This is a genomic window from Microbacterium sp. NPDC056057 (genome assembly GCF_042266945.1).
Taxonomy (GTDB): Bacteria; Actinomycetota; Actinomycetes; order Actinomycetales; family Microbacteriaceae; genus Microbacterium; species Microbacterium trichothecenolyticum_C.
Window position 1 is genome coordinate 1,036,545 of the sequence record NZ_JBHJWS010000001.1, and the last position, 20,088, is coordinate 1,056,632.

At 71.1% G+C, this 20,088-nt stretch carries 16 protein-coding genes; 9 read left to right on the forward strand and 7 right to left on the reverse strand.

Going from position 1 to position 20,088, the window contains the following annotated elements; all coding sequences use genetic code 11:
- Positions 1-10 precede the first annotated feature (10 nt).
- From ACFC1K_RS04455 to ACFC1K_RS04470, 4 genes are read left to right on the forward strand one after another with little or no spacing between them, the layout of a single operon-like run.
- Positions 11-1,537 (forward strand): MmgE/PrpD family protein, encoded by a 1,527-nt coding sequence (locus ACFC1K_RS04455; protein ID WP_375870607.1) that lies wholly within the window; start codon positions 11-13, stop codon positions 1,535-1,537.
- The gene (prpB, locus tag ACFC1K_RS04460; protein WP_375870608.1) at positions 1,537-2,436 is read left to right on the forward strand and encodes a methylisocitrate lyase; all 900 of its coding nucleotides are present in this window, start codon (positions 1,537-1,539) and stop codon (positions 2,434-2,436) included. The genes ACFC1K_RS04455 and prpB overlap by 1 nt, the downstream gene beginning before the upstream one ends.
- A gap of 23 nt (positions 2,437-2,459) precedes the next feature.
- Positions 2,460-3,650 (forward strand): bifunctional 2-methylcitrate synthase/citrate synthase, encoded by a 1,191-nt coding sequence (locus tag ACFC1K_RS04465; RefSeq protein WP_375870609.1) that lies wholly within the window; start codon positions 2,460-2,462, stop codon positions 3,648-3,650.
- Between the two features lie 4 nt (positions 3,651-3,654).
- Entirely contained in the window at positions 3,655-4,110 is a 456-nt protein-coding gene (locus ACFC1K_RS04470; RefSeq protein WP_375870610.1) for a hotdog fold thioesterase, read from the forward strand.
- A gap of 46 nt (positions 4,111-4,156) precedes the next feature.
- Here the strand turns inward: ACFC1K_RS04470 and ACFC1K_RS04475 are convergent, their stop codons facing one another.
- Together ACFC1K_RS04475 and fadD5 are read right to left on the reverse strand one after the other, a co-directional pair.
- Positions 4,157-5,728 (reverse strand): alcohol dehydrogenase catalytic domain-containing protein, encoded by a 1,572-nt coding sequence (locus ACFC1K_RS04475; RefSeq protein WP_375870611.1) that lies wholly within the window; start codon positions 5,726-5,728, stop codon positions 4,157-4,159.
- Between the two features lie 3 nt (positions 5,729-5,731).
- Entirely contained in the window at positions 5,732-7,309 is a 1,578-nt protein-coding gene (fadD5, locus tag ACFC1K_RS04480; protein ID WP_375870612.1) for a fatty-acid--CoA ligase FadD5, read from the reverse strand.
- 195 nt (positions 7,310-7,504) lie between these two features.
- On the opposite strand from fadD5, the gene ACFC1K_RS04485 reads away from it, so the two are divergent.
- Positions 7,505-8,734, forward strand: coding sequence for a TetR/AcrR family transcriptional regulator (locus ACFC1K_RS04485; protein WP_375870613.1), 1,230 nt, complete (start codon positions 7,505-7,507; stop codon positions 8,732-8,734).
- Positions 8,735-8,749: 15 nt separating this feature from the next.
- On the opposite strand, the gene ACFC1K_RS04490 is transcribed toward ACFC1K_RS04485, so the two are convergent.
- Positions 8,750-10,240, reverse strand: coding sequence for an aldehyde dehydrogenase family protein (locus ACFC1K_RS04490; protein ID WP_375870614.1), 1,491 nt, complete (start codon positions 10,238-10,240; stop codon positions 8,750-8,752).
- A gap of 150 nt (positions 10,241-10,390) precedes the next feature.
- Here ACFC1K_RS04490 and ACFC1K_RS04495 point away from each other — a divergent pair, with 150 nt between their 5' ends.
- The gene (locus ACFC1K_RS04495; protein WP_375870615.1) at positions 10,391-11,002 is read left to right on the forward strand and encodes a TetR/AcrR family transcriptional regulator; all 612 of its coding nucleotides are present in this window, start codon (positions 10,391-10,393) and stop codon (positions 11,000-11,002) included.
- Positions 11,003-11,234: 232 nt separating this feature from the next.
- Here ACFC1K_RS04495 and ACFC1K_RS04500 read toward each other — a convergent pair whose 3' ends face one another.
- From ACFC1K_RS04500 to ACFC1K_RS04515, 4 genes are read right to left on the reverse strand one after another with little or no spacing between them, the layout of a single operon-like run.
- On the reverse strand, positions 11,235-12,230 hold the full coding sequence (locus ACFC1K_RS04500; RefSeq protein WP_375870616.1) for an NAD(P)H-dependent flavin oxidoreductase: 996 nt from the start codon (positions 12,228-12,230) through the stop codon (positions 11,235-11,237).
- The gene (locus ACFC1K_RS04505; RefSeq protein ID WP_375870617.1) at positions 12,223-14,412 is read right to left on the reverse strand and encodes a 3-hydroxyacyl-CoA dehydrogenase NAD-binding domain-containing protein; all 2,190 of its coding nucleotides are present in this window, start codon (positions 14,410-14,412) and stop codon (positions 12,223-12,225) included. The genes ACFC1K_RS04500 and ACFC1K_RS04505 overlap by 8 nt, the downstream gene beginning before the upstream one ends.
- 42 nt (positions 14,413-14,454) lie before the next feature.
- Entirely contained in the window at positions 14,455-15,657 is a 1,203-nt protein-coding gene (locus ACFC1K_RS04510; RefSeq protein ID WP_375870618.1) for an acetyl-CoA C-acetyltransferase, read from the reverse strand.
- An 11-nt stretch (positions 15,658-15,668) separates the two neighbouring features.
- On the reverse strand, positions 15,669-16,814 hold the full coding sequence (locus ACFC1K_RS04515) for an acyl-CoA dehydrogenase family protein (RefSeq protein ID WP_375871150.1): 1,146 nt from the start codon (positions 16,812-16,814) through the stop codon (positions 15,669-15,671).
- A gap of 199 nt (positions 16,815-17,013) precedes the next feature.
- On the opposite strand from ACFC1K_RS04515, the gene ACFC1K_RS04520 reads away from it, so the two are divergent.
- From ACFC1K_RS04520 to ACFC1K_RS04530, 3 genes are read left to right on the forward strand one after another with little or no spacing between them, the layout of a single operon-like run.
- Positions 17,014-17,775, forward strand: a complete 762-nt coding sequence (locus ACFC1K_RS04520; protein ID WP_375870619.1) for an SDR family oxidoreductase — start codon at positions 17,014-17,016, stop codon at positions 17,773-17,775.
- On the forward strand, positions 17,772-18,980 hold the full coding sequence (locus tag ACFC1K_RS04525) for an acyl-CoA dehydrogenase family protein (protein ID WP_375870620.1): 1,209 nt from the start codon (positions 17,772-17,774) through the stop codon (positions 18,978-18,980). Before ACFC1K_RS04520 ends, ACFC1K_RS04525 begins: the two co-directional genes overlap by 4 nt.
- Positions 18,977-20,065 (forward strand): phosphotransferase family protein, encoded by a 1,089-nt coding sequence (locus tag ACFC1K_RS04530; protein ID WP_375870621.1) that lies wholly within the window; start codon positions 18,977-18,979, stop codon positions 20,063-20,065. Before ACFC1K_RS04525 ends, ACFC1K_RS04530 begins: the two co-directional genes overlap by 4 nt.
- Positions 20,066-20,088: the final 23 nt, after the last annotated feature.

Sequence of the window (20,088 nt, forward strand, 5' to 3'; positions counted from 1 at the left end):
AAGGCCGGTCATGACCGTCATCCACCACCTCCGCGTCCACCGCAGCGACGAGCACCTCGCGCGCGAGGGGCAGCTCGCGTGGCACATCGCCGAAGTCGCCGCCGACCCCGTCGAGGTCGACGCGGATGTCGTCGACATGATCATCAACCGCGTCATCGACAACGCGGCGGTGGCCGCAGCATCCCTCACCCGTGCTCCGGTGAGCGCAGCCCGCCAGCAGGCTCTCGACCACGCGGTGTCGGTCGGCGGCTCGGGGGCCACGGTGTTCGGCTGCGCCCTGGACCGCAAGACGAGCCCGGAGTGGGCGGCGTGGGCGAACGGCGTCGCCGTGCGTGAGCTCGACTACCACGACACATTCCTCGCGGCCGACTACTCGCACCCGGGCGACAACATCCCACCGATCGTCGCGGTCGCCCAGCACGTGGGCGCCGACGGCGCCGCGCTGGTGCGCGGACTCGCGACCGGGTACGAGATCCAGATCGACCTGGTGCGCGCCATCAGCCTGCACAAGCACAAGATCGACCACGTCGCGCACCTCGGCCCGTCGGCCGCGGCCGGCATCGGCACGCTCCTCGGCCTTCCCGTCGAGACGATCTACCAGGCCGTCGGCCAGGCGCTTCACACCACGACGGCCACGCGCCAGTCCCGCAAGGGCGAGATCTCGACGTGGAAGGCGCACGCCCCCGCGTTCGCGGGCAAGATGGCGGTCGAGGCCGTCGATCGTGCGATGCGCGGCGAGACCTCGCCGAGCCCGATCTACGAGGGCGAGGACGGCGTGATCGCGTGGCTGCTGGACGGACCGGACGCCTCGTACGAGGTGCCGCTGCCGGGTCAGGGCGAGCCCAAGCGGGCCATCCTGGACTCGTATACGAAGGAGCACTCGGCCGAGTACCAGGCGCAGGCCTGGATCGACCTCGCGCGCAAGCTCCACGGCGAGCACCCGGAGCTCACCGACCCGGCGAACGTCGAGGCGATCGTGCTGCACACGTCGCACCACACGCACTACGTCATCGGCTCCGGCGCGAACGACCCGCAGAAGTACGACCCCACCGCGTCGCGCGAGACGCTCGACCACTCGATCCCGTACATCTTCGCGGTCGCGCTCCAGGACGGCGGCTGGCACCACGTCGACTCGTACCTTCCCGCGCGGGCAGGGCGCGAAGACACGGTCGCGCTGTGGCACAAGATCACCACCGCCGAGGATGAGGAGTGGACCCGCCGGTACCACTCGGAGGACCCGGACGAGAAGGCGTTCGGCGGCCGCGTCGAGATCCGCCTCACCAACGGCGAGACCATCGAGGACGAGATCGCCGTCGCCGACGCACACCCCCTCGGCGCCCGACCCTTCGTCCGCGAGGACTACGTGCGCAAGTTCCGGTTGCTGGCCGAGCCCGTGCTCTCGTCCGATGAGATCGAGCGCTTCCTCGACCTCGCCCAGCGCCTGCCCGAGCTGACGGCCGAAGAGGTGCAGCAGCTCTCGATCGTCGCCGAGTTCGGCGTGCTCGCCGCAGCGCCGGCCCCGAAGGGCCTGTTCTGATGCTGTACTCCACCGTCCCCGCGCACGAGAAGCGGCGGCTGTTCCGCAAGCGGCTCGCGAGCGGAGAGCTGCTGCGGTTCCCCGGCGCGTTCAATCCGCTCAGCGCGCGGCTCATCGAGCGCAAGGGCTTCGAGGGCGTCTACATCTCGGGTGCCGTGCTCAGTGCCGACCTGGGCCTGCCCGACATCGGCCTGACCACCCTCACTGAGGTCGCCGCACGGGGCCAGCAGATCGCGCGGATGACCGACCTGCCCGCGATCATCGACGCCGACACCGGGTTCGGCGAGCCGATGAACGTCGCCCGCACGATCCAGACGCTCGAAGATGCCGGCCTGGCCGGCACGCACATCGAGGACCAGATCAACCCGAAGCGGTGCGGTCACCTCGACGGCAAGGCCGTGGTCGACGAGAACACCGCGATCAAGCGCATCCGGGCGGCGGCCGACGCACGCCGCGACCCGAACTTCCTGATCATGGCCCGGACGGACATCCGCGCCGTGGAGGGGATGGATGCCGCGATCGACCGTGCGAAGGCGCTCGTGGACGCGGGGGCCGACGCGATCTTCCCCGAGGCGATGCGCACGCTCGAGGAGTTCGCTGCGATCCGCGCCGCCGTGGACGTGCCGATCCTCGCCAATATGACCGAGTTCGGGAAGTCGGAGCTCTTCTCGGTCGACCAACTGCAGAGCGTCGGCGTCAACATCGTGATCTGGCCGGTCTCACTCCTGCGGATCGCGATGGGCGCGGCATCCCGCGCTCTCGATACGCTCATCGACGACGGACACCTCACCTCCAGGCTCGGCGAGATGCAGCACCGCGCCGACCTCTACGACCTCATCGACTACGAGCAGTACAACCACTTCGACCAGGACGTCTTCAACTTCCAGATCCAGCGCTGAGTCACCGACCCGAAGGAGCAGTCATGACCGATCCCGACATCAAGAAGGGCCTCGCCGGCGTCGTCGTGGACTACACGGCGGTCTCGAAGGTCAACCCCGAGACGAACTCGCTGCTGTACCGCGGGTATCCGGTGCAGGAGCTCGCGTCGACGCAGCCGTTCGAGGCGGTCGCCTACCTGCTGTGGTACGGCGAGCTGCCGACCGATGTGCAGCTCGCGCAGCTGCGCGCGACCGAGCGCGCCTACCGGCACCTTCCCGCCGAGGTCCGTGCGGCGATCGACCTCGTTCCGATCGACGCGCACCCCATGGACGAGGTGCGCACGGCCGTGAGCCTGATCGGCGCGCGCGACCTCGCCGGCACGGGCTCCGTGCTGGAGGTGAGCGGGAGCGCGGAGGAGAACCTGGCCCGCAGCATCCGTCTGTTCGCGGTACTCCCCGCGATCGTCGCCTACGGTCAGCGCCGCCGTCGGGGCCTGCAGCCGGTCGCACCCCGCGACGACCTGGACTACGCGGCGAACTTCCTCTGGATGACGTTCGACGAGCAGGCCGACGACATCGTGGTCGACGCGTTCAACCGCTCGATGATCCTGTATGCCGAGCACTCGTTCAACGCCTCGACCTTCACGGCGCGCGTCGTGACGTCGACCCTCAGCGACCTCTACTCGGCGGTCGTCGCGGCGATCGGCGCGCTCAAGGGCCCGCTGCACGGCGGGGCGAACGAGGCCGTGCTGCACATCTTCGACGAGATCGGCACCGCCGACAACGTCGGGCCGTGGCTCGATCAGGCGCTCGCCGAGAAGCGCAAGATCATGGGCTTCGGACACCGCGTGTACAAGAAGGGCGACTCGCGCGTGCCCACGATGAAGGCGGCGCTCGACACCCTCGTCGAGCACTACGACCGACCCGATGTGGCCGCGCTGTACGAGACGCTCGAGAGCGAGTTCGTGAGCCGCAAGGGCATCTACCCGAACCTCGACTATCCCTCGGGTCCCGCCTACAACCTCATCGGCTTCGACACGCTGACCTTCACGCCGCTGTTCGTGGCGGCGCGCGTCACCGGCTGGACCGCCCACATCATGGAGCAGCTCGCCTCGAACGCGCTCATCCGCCCGCTGTCGGAGTACAACGGCCCCGACGAGCGCCACATCGAGGGCTACGTGGCGGATGCTGCGCACCTGGCCGCCGTCGACCGTGAAGAGGAAGCCGCGGGGTGAGGCCGTGAGCCTCTGGTTCGGCGACGTCGCCGCGATCGACCTTTCGGCGATGGCGCCGGGCACCCTCATCGAGAACCTCGGCATCGAGATCGTCGAGATCCGCGACGACGCGCTGGTCGGACGGATGCCTGTGGACCACCGCTCCGTGCAGCCCGCGGGTGTGCTCCACGGCGGGGCATCGGTCGCGCTCGCCGAGACCCTCGCGTCGTGGGCCGGCTACCTCGCCGTGGACCGTGAGCGGTTCCACGTCGTGGGCATGGAGATCAACGCCAACCACCTGCGCCCGATCTCGTCCGGCTGGGTCATCGGCACGGTCACGGCGATCAACGTGGGGCGTCGCGTGCACGTGTGGGAGATCCGCATCGCCGACGAGGCCGGGCGCCTCGTGTGCGTCTCCCGCTGCACGCTCGCGGTCATCGAGCAGCGCAGCACCTACGCGACTCCCGACGCGCGCGCCTGATTCCGGATGCCTCGACCCGCGGGCGTGCGGTGGGTCGAGGCATCCGTCATCCGTGGAGGGCGACGGGGCGGTCCTCCACGTGCTCGAGGACGAAGTAGAAGGCGCGGCCGCGGTCGTCGGTGTCGCGGCCGGTCATGACGCCGAACACCGTGCCGGGCCCGAGCCGCACGAAGTGGTCGATGATCGGCTGCCCGTCGTAGACCATCGACGCCGTGGCGACGCCGTCGTGCACGATGGTGCGCAGCGTCGCACCTCCGCGGGCGAGGCCTGCGTCGGCGACGAGCGTGCCGTCCTCGGTCTCGCACACGAGGGGTGCGACGTCATCGTCGGAGCGGAAGAGCTTGCCGTACCACCGGCTGCGCTCGAGCAGTCGCCCGGCGCGGTGGCCGCGCGTCGCGGCCCAGCCGCGCCAGAGCCCGCGCAGTTCCGCCGTCCGGACCGGGGGGAGCGAACGCCACAGCGCGGCGAGGTCGTCGTCGGGCACGCCGTCGCGGAGCCGGTCGACCAGAGGGCGGACGGATGCTGCGGCCGCAGCATCCGTCGCCATCTCCATCTCGAGCACCGGCTTGACGACGCGTCCCGCGCGGGCGTCGGCGATCGCGGCCTGCGCGTCGGCGAACGCGTACGTGCCGATGAGACGCTCGACGGGGAGCCGGCCCGCGCGCCACAGCGCCGCCATCAGCGGCACGTCGCGGGCGACGTCGGCGTCGCCCTCGATCACACCGGTGAGAGTGCGGCCCCACAGCAGGCGCGATTGCGACACGGTCACCGGGTTGGCGCCCGGCTTGAGCGCGACGGTGGCGGCGATGCCGCGCGGCGCGACGACGGCGAGGGCGGCGTCGATCGACGACTGCGTGCCGGCGGTGTCGAGCACGTGGCTGAACGACGGGGCGGGACGCTGCGCCGCGAGGTCGTGGGGGGAGAGCGCCTCGGTCGCGCCCACCTCGAGCGCGAGGACGCGGCGCGCCTCGACCGGGTCGCTCACGACGATGCGCGCGACGCCCCGGTGCGCCGCAGCCAGGACCGCCGCGAGCCCGGTGGTGCCGGCGCCCAGAACGAGAAGCGCGTCGCCGGGGGCCGGGCGCAGCACATTGAGCACGGTGCCGGCGCCGGTCAGGATGCCGCAGCCCAGCGTCGCGGCCACCGCCCAGGGCACGTCGTCGCCGATCGGCACCGCGCTCGACTCGTGCACGACGACGCGGGTCGCCCAGGAGGACTGGGCCATCCACCCGGTGGTGACGCGCTCGCCACCGTCGGCGGCCGCATCGGAGCGCGGAGCGTAGTTGAGCTCGGCGAACCGGTCGCAGTACGCGGAGTGGCCGTCGCGGCACGGGCCGCACGCGCCGCACGAGCCGAAGCCGAGCACGACCCGGTCGCCGGGCCGCACGCGCGTGACCTCCGCGCCGACGGCTTCGACGACGCCGGCGCCCTCGTGGCCGAAGACCGCGGGGAAGCGGTCGCCGGCCCCGCCGTCGATGCCGAACAGGTCGGTCGGGCAGACGCCGGAGGCCATCACCCGGACGACGAGTTCGCGCGGGTCGGGGGAGCGCAGGGTGACGTTCGTGAGCGCGACGGATCCGCCGCGCTCACGAACGAGCGCGGCCACAGCAGCTGTCATGGCCTACGCCGGGGTCAGCTCGCGGTCGGCCGCGCGCAGCGCGACCTTGTTGACCTTGCCGCCGGCGTTGCGGGGGAGGGCCGACACGACGACCAGCGCCTTGGGCTGCTTGAAGCGCGCGAGCTTGTCGCTCAGCCACGCCTGCAGCTCGTCGATCGTGAGCTCCTCGCCCGGTGCCAGCGCGACCGCCGCGACCGGGACCTCGCCCCAGCGCTCGTCGGCGCGGCCGTAGATCGCGACGTCGAGGATCTTCGGGTGGGCGAACAGCACGTTCTCGACCTCGGCGCAGTAGATGTTCTCGCCGCCCGAGATGATCATGTCCTTCTTGCGATCCACGACCCAGACGAAGCCCTCGTCGTCCTGGCGGACCAGGTCGCCCGAGTGGAACCAGCCGCCCTCGAAGGCCTCCGCGGTCTCGGCGGGCTTGCGCCAGTACCCCTTCATGAGGGTGGGGCCGCGGTACACGATCTCGCCGACCTCGCCGGGGGCGACATCGTTCATGTCGTCGTCGACGACGCGGTACTGGATGGTGGGGATCGGCCGGCCCACCGACCCGAGCTTGCGGAGGGAGTCCTCGCCACGGAGCACGCACGTGATCGGCGACAGCTCGGTCTGCCCGAACACGGCGACGTTCGTCGCGTGCGGGAACGTGTCGGCCATCGCGTGCAGCAGCGTGTCGGACGCGGGAGCGGCGCCCCAGCTGATGATGCGCAGGTGCAGGTCGCGGTCCGCGATGGTCGGGTCGGCGCAGATCACCTGCCACTGCTGCGGCACGTTGAAGACGATCGTCGCCTTCTCGCGCTCCCACGCGTCGAGAAGCTCGGTGGCGTTGAACGCGCCGAGCGGGTGGATCACCGTCGGGATGCCGAGGATGAAGTTCGGCGCGATCGAGCCGAGGCCGGCGATGTGGAAGAGCGGCGCCGTCAGGAACGAGATGTCGCTCTCGTCGACGACGTTGTTCGCGCGGATGCAGGTGATCGACTGCGCGTAGAGGTTGATGTGATCGAGCATCGCGCCCTTCGGGCGCCCGGTGGTGCCCGAGGTGTACATGATCAGCGCCGTCGTGTCTTCCGGGATGTCCTGCCCCTCGAACCCTTCGGGGTCTTCGGCGACGAGATCCGCCCAGGACTCCTGCCCGTCGCCGGCGTCGCCGATCACGATGACCCTCTTGATGCGGTCGGTGATCTGGGCGACCGCGCCGACGAGCGGGGCGAGCGGCCACTCGACGATGAGCACGTCCGCGTCGGCGTCGTCGACGATGTAGGCGATCTCCGGCGGTGTGAGCCGGATGTTGATCGGCACGGCGATCGCGCCGATCCGGTTGATGCCGAACACCGAGATCACGACCTCCGGGCGATTCAGCGTGAGCAGCAGCACGCGGTCGCCGGCGGCGACGCCGCGGCGCGCGAGGGCCGCCGCGAACGCGTCCGTGCGGTCCCGCGTCTCGCGCCACGTCGTGGTGGCTCCGAGGAAGCGGAATGCCGCGGCATCCGGCTTCATCTCGGCGTGCGTGGCGACCTGGTTCATCCAGTGGTTGCGCCGCGCGGATGCGGGGATCGCGGTGGGGGCGGAGTCGTTCATCGGGTGGCCTCTCGTCACGTCATCGTCAACGGATGCCGCGACCCTGCGGCACCGGTGGCTCGTGTCGAGTATGGCAGGCGCGTCGCCGGATGTCACGACTTTTGTTAACCGGAATTCACATCACGTGCCGCGTCGGAAGTGAACGCGGCGTCGCAATCTAGGCCGCCCGCTGAAGCCCGCGAGTAGGCTGTCCGCATGCCCGCTGCCGCGCCACCCGCCTCACGCACGAGGCCGCGGGACCGCAAGCGCCGCATCGAGGAAGCCGCCGCCCTCGCCTTCGCGCAGAACGGCTATCACGCCGTCGCCATGCAGGACATCGCGGCGGCCGTCGGCATCTCGGCGCCCGCCCTGTACCGGCACTTCCCGAACAAGTACGCGCTGTTCGTGCAGACCGCGTTCACCATCGCGCATCGCCTCATCGAAGACACCGACGCGGCCGCCGCGCTCCCGCTCGACTCGCCCGATGAGGCCCACGCGGCGCTCGACGCCCTCGTCGACGCGGTCATCGCGACCACCGTCGAGCTCCGCGCGACCGGCGGGATCTACCGGTGGGAGGGGCGCTACCTCGAGCACGACGACCGCGAGCTGCTCACCTCCGAGTTCCGACTCCTCCGCCAGCGGTTCGAGGCGGCGCACGTCGTCTACCGACCCGACGTCGACGAGACCGACCGCCGGCTGCTCGTCCTCGGGGCACTGAGCGCGGTCGCGAGCATCACCGCGCATCGCACGGTGGTCGGCGCCAGGGCCTTGCGCGGCCTCCTGGCGGGGGCCGGGTGGCACGCGCTCGACGGCTCGCTTCCGGCTCCCGACGCGGTGACGGCGACGGATGCTGCGCCCCCGCCTCCGCCCGACGACGAAACCGCCTCCGAGCAGGGACGCCGGGCGCGTCTCATCGACGCCGCGATCCGCCAGTTCGCCGCGCGCGGCTACAACGAGGTCACCATCGAGGACGTCGCGGTCGAGGTCGACCTCACGCCGTCGGGCGTGTACCGCCACTTCGACGGCAAGTCCGCGCTGCTGCTGGCCGCGTGCGATCGGGCCGCGGTGGAGCTCGAGCGCGCAGCGCTGCACGCACGGGAGTCGGCGTCCTCGCCCGAGGACGCGCTGCGCCGCCTCTGTCGCGCGTACGTCGACCACACGTTCTCGCACCTCGCGCTGATGCGCATCTACTTCTCCGAGATCGGCAACCTCGCGCCGGAGGAGCAGCGGCGCCTGCGCGCGATGCAGCGGGCGCACATCGCGGACTGGGCGGCGCTGCTGCAGGCCGTGCGTCCCGAACTCGGCGGGCGCGAGGCATCCGTCCTCGTCCATGCCGGGCTGGGCGTGGTCGCCGACCAGGCGCCGCTGCTCACGATGCGCGACGACGCGGCTGCCGCGCGGCTGACGTGCCTGGTCGAGATCGTGCTGGGCATCGACGCGCGTTGACGCCCCGCGGTGGGGTCAGCGCGCCTTGCCGTGGAGCATCGGGATCATGCGCTCGACCATGTGCATGTCCTTGGGGGACCGCTCGAGCGTCAGCAGGTTGAGGGCCGCCTTGCGGGTCTGGCGCGCGATCGACTTCGGCACGCTGAACTCGCGCAGGCCGTCGGCGCCGTGGATGCGGCCGAAGCCCGACCCCTTGACGCCGCCGAACGGGAGTGCGCCGATGGCCGCGAAGCCGAGCACGGAGTTGATCGTGACGACGCCGGCGCGCAGCTGCGCCGCGATGCGCTCGCCCTTCTTCGCGTCCTTCGTGAAGACGGCGGCACCGAGTCCATACTCTGTCGCGTTGGCGCGGGCGACGGCTTCGTCGAGGTCGGCGACGGCGTTGATGACCACGGTCGGTCCGAAGGTCTCCCGCTGCACGGCGTCGGAGTCCTCGGGGACGTCGACGAGCACGATCGGCGTCACCGTGCGGTCGGCGACCGACTCGGGGCCGCCGAAGACGGCCGTGCCGCCGCGGGCGAGGGCGTCCTCGACGTGGGCGGAGACGACGTCCGTCTGGGTGGCGAGGGTCATGGGCCCGTACGTCGGGGCGTCGCCGGTCACGACGATGCGCTTCGCTCGTTCGACGACCTTGTCGACGAGCGCATCGCGCACGCGCTGCTCGACGTAGACGCGCTCGACGCCCACGCAGGTCTGACCGGCGTTGCCGAGAGCGCCGAACGCGATGAAGTCTGCCGCGGCGTCGAGGTCGGCATCCGTCGCGACGATCAGCGCGTCCTTGCCGCCGCACTCGGCGACCAGCGGGGTGAGGGTCTCGGAGCACGCCGCCATGACCTTCTTCGCGCTGGCGGTCGAGCCGGTGAACGCGACCTTGTCGACACCTGCCCGCACCAGGTCCGCGCCGGTCGCGCGGCCGCCGGTCACGACCTGGAGAACCGGTCGGTCGCACACCTCGCGCCACTTGTCGGCGACCCAGACGGCGGTGCCGGGCGTCAGCTCGCTCGGCTTGAAGACGACGGCGTTGCCCGCCGCGAGCGCGTACGAGATCGACCCCATCGGCGTGTAGAACGGGTAGTTCCACGGGCCGATCACGCCGACGACGCCGTAGGGCACGTACCCGAGCGTCGCGTGCTGGTTGTAGTTGACGAGCCCCGCCTTGACCTTGCGCCTCTTGAGCACCGGCTCCGCGTTCTTCGCGGCCCAGTCGAGGTGACCGAGCGTGAGCATCACCTCGAGGAGGGCATCGCCGTCGGGCTTGCCGGTCTCGCGCGCGATCATCGCGGCCAGCGCTTTCGCGTCGCGCGCGATGGCGGCCTTGAACGCGATCAGCACGCGCCGGCGCTCGGAGAACGAGAGACCCGCCCACCACGTCCCGGCTTCGCGGCCGCGATCGACGGTGCGCCGCACGTCGTCGGCGGACGCCACGGGGTACGAGGCGATCGGGCTGCCGTCGCGGGGGTCGGTGGTGGTGAGGACAGACGTGCTGTCGTCGTGCAGGAGGGTCATGTCGGGTCATTTCCATCTCGTCGCCGAGACTCGTCATTGAGGGCGGGAAGTGAATGGTGATTCACAATATCGCCGCCGTGTTCGCGCCGCAAGGGTCCGCGCGAAGATTTTCGAATCCTGGTTAGAATGTGAGCAACGAGAGGGGTCCGGGTGTCGCAGAGCAGCGAGGACGGCGCGACGGCGAAATCGCAGCGCACACGTCAGCGCATCCTCGACGCCGCCGCCCAGGTGCTCAGCCGCAAGGGCTACGCCGGCACGCGGCTCACCGACGTCGCCGACGTCGCCGGCGTGCAAGCGCCCGCGATCTACTACTACTTCGGCTCGCGCGACGACCTCGTCGAAGAGGTCATGTGGGCCGGCGCGCACCGCGTGCGCGTCCACGTCGAAGAGGTGATCGCGGCGCTGCCCGGCGACGCCACGCCCCTCGACCGCATCCTCGCCGCAGTCGACGCGCACCTGCGCTACGAGCTGCAGATCTCGGACTACACCACGGCATCCGTGCGCAACGCCGGGCAGGTGCCCGAGCACCTCCGTGTGCGCCCCGCCGCCGAAGAGGCGTCCTACAGCCGCATCTGGCGCGACCTCTTCCACGCCGCCCAGGACGCCGGCCAGCTCCGCGCCGACCTCGACATCAACATCTTCCGTCTGCTGCTGCTGGGCTCGATGAACTGGGCCGTGGAGTGGTGGAACCCCCGCACCCGCAGCCTCGACGACCTCGTCCGCCAGACCCAGGACCTCGTCCGCCACGGCGCCGGCGCCTGACCCCGCCCCGTCGACCCGCAGCCTCCGCTGTTCCGCAGTCACTTTGTGAGGGTCGCGCGGCGTCTGGCCCGCACAACGTGACTGCGGAACAGTTCCGTCCTCTGTTGCGCAGTCGCTTTGTGAGGGTCGCGCGCCGTGTAGGCCGCACTTTGTGACTGCGGAGCGGGGCTCGGGACGGCGATGGGGACGGATGCCTCGGGTCGAGGCATCCGTCCCGGTGGGGGATCCGCCGTCAGGCGAACAGGGACAGGCGCTGCGACAGGACCTCGTGGGCCTGCGACACCGTGCGGCGGACGACCTCGCCCGCGGGCGGGATGTCGTGGATCAGGCCCTGCACCTGGCCCACGGTCCAGATGCCGGCGTCGAGGTCGCCGTTCTCGAAGACCTTGCGGCCGCGGGCGCCGGCGACGAGCTCGCGCACGTCGGGGAACCGGCCGCCGTCGGCGAGGATGCGCACCACCTCGTCCGACACCGCGTTCTTCGCGACGCGCGCGGTGTTGCGCAGCGACCGGAAGATGAGGTTCGTGTCGAGCTCGCTCGCCTCGACGATGCGCTCCTTCACCGCCTGCGACACGGGCGACTCCTCGGTGCACATGAACCGCGAGCCCATGTTCACGCCGTCGGCGCCGAGCACGAGCGCTGCCGCGAGACCACGGCCGTCGGCGAACCCTCCGGAGGCGATGAAAGGGATGCTGAGGGCATCGGCCGCGGCCGGGATCAGCACGAGCCCCGGCACGTCGTCTTCGCCCGGATGCCCCGCGCACTCGAACCCGTCGATCGAGACCGCTGTAACCCCGACCTTCTCGGCCTTGAGCGCGTGCCGCACCGACGTGCACTTGTGGATCACCCGCACGCCGTGCTCGCGGAACATGTCCATGTGCGGCTCGGGGTTCGCACCCGCCGTCTCGACGATCGTCACGCCCGCGTCGATGATGGCGCGGCGGTACTCGTCGTACGGCGGAGGGCTGATCGACGGCAGGATCGTGAGGTTCACGCCGAACGGCTTGCCGGTCAGCGTCCGCGCGCGCTCGATCTCGTTCACGAGATCGGCCGGCGTCGGCTGGGTCAGGGCGGTGATCATGCCGAGGCCGCCGGCCTCCGAGACGGCGGCGGCGAGTTCGGCCCGGCCGACCCACATCATGCCGCCCTGCACCACGGGGTGCTCGATGCCGAGCGCCGCGGTGAAGCGGGTCTTGAGTCGCGGCTCGGCGAGCGTCGTGTCACTCATAGGTCTCATCCGCCTCCGCCTTGGCGATCAGCGATGCCGGCGGCAGGAACCGGTCGCCGTACCGCTCGGCGAGCTCGCGAGACCGGGCGATGAAGCCGTCCAGCCCGCCCTCGTACTGGTTCACGTACTGCAGCACGCCGCCCGTCCACGCCGGGAACCCGATGCCGTAGATCGACCCGATGTTGGCGTCCGGCACCGAGGTGAGCACGCCGGCGTCGAGGCACGCGATGGTGTCGAGGGCCTCGGCGAACAGCATCCGTTCCTGCAGGTCCTCGAAGGGGAGCACCGTGCGCCCCGAGCCGTACTTCTCGCGCAGGCCCGGCCAGATGCCGACGCGTCTGCCCGACTCGTCGTACTCGTAGAAGCCGCCGCCCGCGCGGCGCCCCGGTCGCTCGGCGTCGACGACCATCCAGTCCATGACGGCCTCCGACGGGTGCTCGATCCAGATGCCTCCCTCGGCCTCTTCGGCGGCGCGCGTCTCGAGGCGGATCTTGCGCGAGAGCGAGATGGTCAGCTCGTCGAGGAGCTGCAGCGCGCCCGCCGGGTACCCGGCCTGGAGCGCCGCCTGCTCGACCGACGCGGGTTCGACGCCCTCGCCGACCGCAGCGACCGCCTCGGCGATGAACCGGCCGATGACGCGCGAGGTGAAGAAGCCGCGGGCGTCGTTGACGACGATCGGCGTCTTGCGGATCTGCTGGACGTAGTCGAACGTCCTGGCGAGCACCTCATCGCTGGTGCGCTCGCCGCGGACGATCTCGACCAGCGGCATCTTGTCGACGGGGGAGAAGAAGTGGATGCCGATGAAATCGTCGGTGCGCTCGACTCCCTTCGCGAGCAGCGTGATCGGCAGCGTCGAGGTGTTCGAGCCGAGCACCGCGTCGGGCTCGACGAGGTGCTGGATCTCCTGGAACACGCCCTGCTTGACGGGCACCGATTCGAACACGGCCTCGATCACGAAGTCGACGCCGGCGAAGTCGGCGGGCTCGGCGGTCGGCGTGATGCGCGCCAGCAGCGCCTCTGACTTCGCGGCCGTCGTGCGCCCCCGCGCGAGCGCTTTGTCCTCCAGCGCCCGCGAGTAGTCCTTGCCCTTCTCGGCCGCCTCGAGCGAGACGTCCTTCAGAACCACTTCGATGCCCGCCTTCGCCGACACATACGCGATCGCGGCGCCCATCATGCCCGCGCCGATGACACCGACCTTCTTCGCCTGGTAGCGCGGGTATCCGTCAGGGCGCGACCCTCCGGCGTTGATGTGCCCGAGATCGAAGAAGAACGCCTTGATCATGTTCTTCGCGACCTGACCGTGGGTGAGTTCGACGAGGTAGCGGGTCTCGACCTTCGACGCCGTCTCGAAATCGACGTAGGCGCCCTCGACCGCCGCGGCCATCGCGGCGCGCGGCGCGGGCAGCGGCGCGCCCTTCACCTGCTTGCGCAGCGACGCCGGGAACGCCGGCAGCGCGCCCGCGAGCGACGGCGAGTTCGGCGCGCCGCCGGGGATCCGGAAGCCCTTCACATCCCACGGCTTCACGGGTGCGGGGTTCGCGGCGATCCACGCCTTGGCCGCGGGCACCAGCTCCTCGGGAGTCGCGACGAGCTCGTCGACGATGCCCACCGCAAGGGCGTCCGACGGCGAGAACTTGGTCGCCGGCAGGATGACGTCGGTCAGCGCCTTCTGCAGCCCGAGCATGCGCACGAGGCGCGTGATGCCGCCACCGCCCGGCAGGAGGCCGAGCGACACCTCGGGCACCCCGAACTGCGCGCCGCGCACGTCGGCGGCGATGCGGTGGTGCGCCGCGAGGGCGACCTCGAGGCCGCCACCCAGCGCCGTGCCGTTCATCGCCGCGACCACGGGCTTGCCGAGCACCTCGAGCCGGCGCATGTCAGCCTTGACGGCGTCGATGTGGGCCGTCTCCTCCGCTGCCCGGGAGGGGGCGGCGGCGCGCAGCAGGTTGAGGTCGCCGCCGGCGAACCAGCTCTTCTTCGCCGACACCAGGATGACCCCGCGGATGTCGTCGCGCTCCGCTTCGAGCCGGTCGGCCGCCGCCTTCAGCGCCGCCACGAAGTGCGGATTCATGGTGTTGACGCTGCTGCCGGGATCGTCGAGGGTGATGACGACGTCGCCGTCGGCATCCTGCTCCCACGCGTACCCCTGGTACACGGTCGTGTCGTCGATCGTGGTGCTCATAGGTGTTCTCTTCTCAGGTCGGTTCAGACGGATGCCGCGGGCTCAGACCCGCTCGATGACGGTGGCGATGCCCATGCCGGCCCCGACGCACAGCGTCGCGAGGCCGCGCTTCTGGTCGCGGCGCTCGAGCTCGTCGAGGAGGGTGCCGAGGATCATGGCGCCGGTCGCGCCGAGGGGGTGGCCGAGCGCGATCGCGCCGCCGTTGACGTTGACCTTGTCGTGCGGGATGTCGAGGTCCTTCATCCACTTCATGACGACGGCGGCGAACGCCTCGTTGAGCTCGAAGAGATCGATATCGGATGCTGCCAGCCCGGCTTTGTCGAGCGCCTTCAGCGTCGCCGGGGTCGGGCCGGTGAGCATGATCGTCGGCTCGGAGCCGGTGACGGCGGTCGACACGATCCGGGCACGCGGAGTCAGTCCGAGCCGCTCGCCGGCCTCCTTGCTGCCGATGAGCATGAGCGCGGCACCGTCGACGATGCCCGACGAGTTGCCCGCGGTGTGGACGTGGTCGATGCGCTCGACGGCGTGGTACTTCTGCGTCGCGACGGCATCGAAGCCGGCGCTCTCGCCGAGCGCCGCGAAGGCGGCGGGCAGGTTGCCCAGCCCGGACGTGTCGGGACGGCGGTGCTCGTCGGTGTCGAGCAGCGTCACGCCGTTCTGGTCCCGGACCGGCACGACGGATCCTTCGAACCGCCCCTCGCGCCACGCGGTGTCGGCACGGCGCTGCGACTCGGCGGCGTACGCGTCGACGTCGTCGCGCGAGAAACCCTCGAGGGTGGCGATGAGGTCGGCACCGATGCCCTGCGGCACGAAGTAGAGGTCGTAGTTGGTGGTCGGGTCCTGCGCGTAGGCGCCGCCGTCCGAGCCGATCGGCACGCGCGACATCGACTCGACGCCGCCGGCGAGCACCAGGTCCTCGAAGCCGGAGGCGACCTTCTGCGCCGCCACGTTGACGGCCTCGAGGCCCGACGCGCAGAAGCGGTTGAGCTGCACGCCGGCAACCGTCTCGGGCAGTCCCGCGACGAGGGCCGCCGTGCGGGCGATGTCGCCGCCCTGCTCGCCGATGGGCGACACCACGCCGAGCACGATGTCGTCGATGAGCGCGGGGTCGAGCCCCGGGTTGCGCTCGAGGACCGCGTGGATGAGCCCGACGACGAGGTCCACGGGCTTGGTGCCGTGCAGCGCGCCGCCGCGGTTCTTGCCGCGCGGGGTGCGCACGGCGTCGTAGATGTATGCGTCAGCCATGTGGCCTCTCCTCACAGTCCCAGGCCCCGGCCGACGATCTCTTTCATGATCTCGGTCGTGCCGCCGTAGATGGTCGTGATGCGCGCGTCCTCGTAGTCGCGCGCGATGCGGTACTCGCGCATGTAGCCGTAGCCGCCGTGCAGCTGCAGGCAGCGGTTCACCACCTGCACGAGCTGCTCGGTGGTCCAGAACTTGGCGGCCGCCGCGTCTTCGGCCGAGAGCTCGCCGGCCGAGTGCAGGCGGATGCAGCGGTCGATGTAGGCGCGACTGACGTCCGTCGCCGTCACCATGTCGGCCAGCTCGAACCGGGTGTTCTGGAACGACCCGATCGGCTTGCCGAACGCCTTGCGATCCCTGACGTAGGTGAGCGTGCGCTCGAGCACGCCCTCACTGGCGGCGACGGCCGCGGCCGCGATCGACAGGCGCTCCTGCGGCAGGTTGCGCATCAGCCCGATGAAGCCGGCGCCCTCGGCGCCGAGCAGGTTCGCGGCCGGCACACGGACGTCTTCGAAGACGAGCTCGCTCGTGTCCTGGGCATGCAGCCCCACCTTCTCGAGGTTGCGCCCGCGCGAGAACCCGGGGGTGTCGGTCTCGATCACCAGCAGGCTGAGCCCGCGGTGCGGGTCGTCGCTCGTGCGCACGGCGGTCACGACCAGGTCGGCGTTCTGTCCGTTCGAGATGAAGATCTTCGTGCCGTTGACGACGTAGTCGTCGCCGTCGCGCACGGCGGAGGTGCGGATACCCGCCAGGTCGCTGCCCGTGCCCGGCTCGGTCATCGCCACCGCGACGATGAGCTCGCCCGCCGCGATGCCGGGCAGCCACCGCTGCTTCTGCTCGTCGTTCGTGAGATCGGTGAAGTACGGGATCACGATGTCGTTCGACAGTGCGATGCCCGCCATGCCGTCCGAGACGGGGTTGTGCGCGAGCTCCTCGCCCATGATCGCGTGGAAGCGGAAGTCGTCGGCTCCGCCGCCGCCGTACTCCTCCGGGATCGCGAAGCCCAGGATGCCCGCCTCCGCCGCCTTCGTGAACAGCCACCGGTCGACCTTGCCCTCGGCGCTCCACCGGTCCGCGTTCGGCCGTGCGTGCTGCTCGACGAATGCCCGCACCACCTCGCGGAACTGCTCGTGGTCCTCGTCGTAGATGTCTCTCTTCAGCGTCATCGCCGAACCTCCGTGTCGCGGATGCGGCGTCCTCGCCGCGAAGCATGTTTTTATTATGCATTAGAAACTGGATGCTGCAACCCGGTGCTTCCCGCCGGATCACAGGGTTGTGCCGGTGAGATTTCTTACGCACGATTAAATGCAGGCGCCGTAGCCCCGTCGGCGACGACGCCGCCCGAGAGTGAGGACGACGATGACCACACCGCTGAGCGGACGCACCGCGATCGTGACGGGGGCGAGCCGTGGCATCGGCCTCGCGATCGCCTCGCGGCTGGCTGCCGAGGGGGCGCGCGTGTGCCTGACGGCCCGCCACCCCGAGGAGCTCGAGGAGGCCGTCGCGTCGCTGCCGACCGGCTCCGCGATCGGCGTCGCGGGCGGGGCCGACGACCCCGGTCACCGGGCCGAGACGCTCGACCGCGTCGTCCGGGAGTTCGGCGGCATCGACATCCTCGTGAACAACGCGGGCATCAATCCGGTCTATGGTCCTCTGGCCGACCTCGACCTCGGCGCGGCGCGCAAGATCCTCGGGGTCAATGTGGTCTCGACGCTCGCGTGGACGCAGGAGGCGCTGCGCCGCGGCCTGGGTGAGGGCGCGCGCGGCGGCAGTGTCGTGAACCTCTCGTCGGTATCGGGTGCCGTGCCCTCGCCGGGCATCGGCTGGTACGGCGTCACGAAGGCCGCCGTCGCGCATCTCACCACGACCCTCTCGGTCGAGCTCGCCCCGCGCGTGCGAGTGAACGCGGTGGCCCCCGCGGTGGTGAAGACGCGGTTCGCCCGCGCACTGTACGAGGGGCGCGAGGAGGAGGTCGCGGCCGGTTATCCGCTCGGGCGCCTCGGCGTCCCTGAGGACGTCGCCGGCGCGGTCGCGTTCCTGGTGGGCGACGACGCCTCGTGGATCACCGGCCAGGTGCTGACCCTCGACGGCGGCCTGCTCGGCGCGGGAGGCACGGCATGAGCCCGACGGCAGTCGACGACCTGCGCGACCGAACGCGAGCCTTCATCCGCGAGGTCGTCCTCCCGGCGGAGCCGAAGCCCGGTGCGCCGCTCGACGATGCGACCCTCGACAGCGTGCGCGCGCAGGCCCGCGAGGCCGGGGTGTTCGCGCCTCACGCACCCGTCGAGTACGGGGGTGGCGGCATCCCGATCGATCAGTGGTCGCCGATCTTCCAGGAGGCCGGGTACTCGCCCATCGGCCCGGCGGTGCTCAACATCATGGCGCCCGACGAGGGCAACATGCACCTGCTGCACGTCGTCGGCACGCCCGTGCAGCACGAGCGCTACCTCGCGCCGCTCGTGCGCGGCGACATCCGCTCGAGCTTCGCGATGACCGAGCCCCACCCGGGCGCGGGCTCAGACCCTCGCGCGCTCTCGACCACCGCGGAGCGGGTCGACGGCGGTTGGCGCATCACCGGACAGAAGCGCTTCATCAGCGGGGCGAACGGCGCAGCCTTCGCGATCGTCATGGCGCGCACGCCGGCGGTCGAGGGTTGGGACGAAGGGGCGACGATGTTCCTGCTCCCGCTCGACGCGCCGGGCGTCACGGTCGGCCCCGACGTCCACACGATCGAGGGTGCGATCGCGGGCGGGCACCCGTATGTGAGCTTCGACGGATGCCTCGTCCCCGACGACGACGTGCTCGGCGGACCTGGTCAGGGGTTCCGGTATGCGCAGGTGCGCCTCGGCCCCGCGCGGCTCACCCACTGCATGCGCTGGCTCGGCCTCGCGCGTCGCGCGCACGACACCGCCCTCGACCGGGCCGACGCGCGCGAGCTCTTCGGCTCACGCCTGCGCGACCTCGGCGTCGCGCAGGCGCTGCTCGCCGACAGTGTCATCGACCTCGAGACCTCCGACGCGATCATCGACAAGACGGCACGGATGCTGCGCGCCGACCCCCGCGCGGGAGAGGCGCTGTCGTCGGTCGCCAAGGTGCACTGCTCCGAGGCCGTGTTCCGCGTGATCGACCGGGCCGTGCAACTGTGCGGCGGCGACGGCGTCACCGACGCGCTGCCCCTCATCCAGTACCTGAACGAGGTGCGTCCCTTCCGGATCTACGACGGGTCGAGCGAGACCCACCGCTGGGCGATCGCGCGGCGCGCAGCGTCCGCTCGCTCCCGCGAGGTCGAGGCGGGCGCGGCCCGGCTCGACGAGGTGACCCCGTGATCGCTGTGGCCGACGGCGTCGAGGCGGTGGCGACCTGGGCGGACACGGCCGGGCTCGAGCGGCCGCCGCTGCTCGTGGTCGATGCGGTCGAGGAGTACCTGCGGGGTCTCGGATTCGGCGACGGAGCGCTCGCGTGGGAGCGGATCGGCGAGGGTCATTCCAACGTCACCTATGCCATCGCGTACGCGGGCCGCGACCTCGTGCTGCGGCGCGGGCCGCGCCCGCCGCATCCGCCGTCCACGCACGACATGGCCCGCGAGGCGCGCGTGCAGCGGGTGCTCGGCGCGGCGGGCGTGCCGGTGCCGGTGATCGTCGCCGAGTGCGACGATCATGCCGTGCTGGGCGTGCCGTTCTACGTCATGGAGCGCGTGGACGGGGAGGTCATCACGGATGCTGTGCCCCCACCACTCGACGACGCCGACGGCCGTCGCGGCATCGGCTTCGCCGCCGTCGACGCGCTCGCCGACCTGCACGCGGTGCGCGTCGACGCCGGGGAGGTCGCCACGCTCGGACGACCCGACGGCTATCTCGCACGCCAGGTCGGCCGCTTCGCGGCGCTGTGGGACGTGAACTCGCGGCGCTCGTTCCCCGCGGTGGCCGAGCTCGCCGCGTGGCTGGCCGAGCGTATGCCCGAGACCCAGCGCGCCGCCGTCGTGCACGGCGACTTCCGCATCGGCAACCTGATGTACGCGCCGGGAACTCCGGCGCGGGTCGCGGCGATCCTCGACTGGGAGATGGCGACCCTGGGCGACCCGCTCGCCGACCTCGGCTACTTCACCGCCACGTACGCGCGCCCCGGATCCGCGCCCACGCCGCTCGAACTGACGCCTGTCACCCGACTCGACGGGTTCCCCGAGACCGCCGAGCTCGTCGCGCGGTATGCGTCGCGGCATCCGCTCGATCTGTCGATGCTGCCCTGGTACGAAGCGCTCGCCTTCTTCAAGGCTGCGGTGTTCTGCGAGGCGCTGTACACCCGGTGGCTCGACGGCCAGCGCCCGGGTGACACGTTCGGCCCGACACTCGAGGACGGAGTGCCGCGGCTGCTCGAAGCAGCGCAGGACAGGGCCGCGGCGCTGCGGGGCTGACGCCGGAATCGGAGATCCCGCCG

Excerpts from the sequence above, each read along its gene's own strand:
- ACFC1K_RS04455 (WP_375870607.1), top strand. The coding sequence starts at position 11 with ATGACCGTCATCCACCACCTCCGCGTCCACCGCAGCGACGAGCACCTC.
- prpB (WP_375870608.1), top strand. The coding sequence starts at position 1,537 with ATGCTGTACTCCACCGTCCCCGCGCACGAGAAGCGGCGGCTGTTCCGC.
- ACFC1K_RS04465 (WP_375870609.1), top strand. The coding sequence starts at position 2,460 with ATGACCGATCCCGACATCAAGAAGGGCCTCGCCGGCGTCGTCGTGGAC.
- ACFC1K_RS04475 (WP_375870611.1), bottom strand. The coding sequence starts at position 5,728 with ATGACAGCTGCTGTGGCCGCGCTCGTTCGTGAGCGCGGCGGATCCGTC.
- fadD5 (WP_375870612.1), bottom strand. The coding sequence starts at position 7,309 with ATGAACGACTCCGCCCCCACCGCGATCCCCGCATCCGCGCGGCGCAAC.
- ACFC1K_RS04485 (WP_375870613.1), top strand. The coding sequence starts at position 7,505 with ATGCCCGCTGCCGCGCCACCCGCCTCACGCACGAGGCCGCGGGACCGC.
- ACFC1K_RS04490 (WP_375870614.1), bottom strand. The coding sequence starts at position 10,240 with ATGACCCTCCTGCACGACGACAGCACGTCTGTCCTCACCACCACCGAC.
- ACFC1K_RS04500 (WP_375870616.1), bottom strand. The coding sequence starts at position 12,230 with ATGAGTGACACGACGCTCGCCGAGCCGCGACTCAAGACCCGCTTCACC.
- ACFC1K_RS04505 (WP_375870617.1), bottom strand. The coding sequence starts at position 14,412 with ATGAGCACCACGATCGACGACACGACCGTGTACCAGGGGTACGCGTGG.
- ACFC1K_RS04510 (WP_375870618.1), bottom strand. The coding sequence starts at position 15,657 with ATGGCTGACGCATACATCTACGACGCCGTGCGCACCCCGCGCGGCAAG.
- ACFC1K_RS04520 (WP_375870619.1), top strand. The coding sequence starts at position 17,014 with ATGACCACACCGCTGAGCGGACGCACCGCGATCGTGACGGGGGCGAGC.
- ACFC1K_RS04525 (WP_375870620.1), top strand. The coding sequence starts at position 17,772 with ATGAGCCCGACGGCAGTCGACGACCTGCGCGACCGAACGCGAGCCTTC.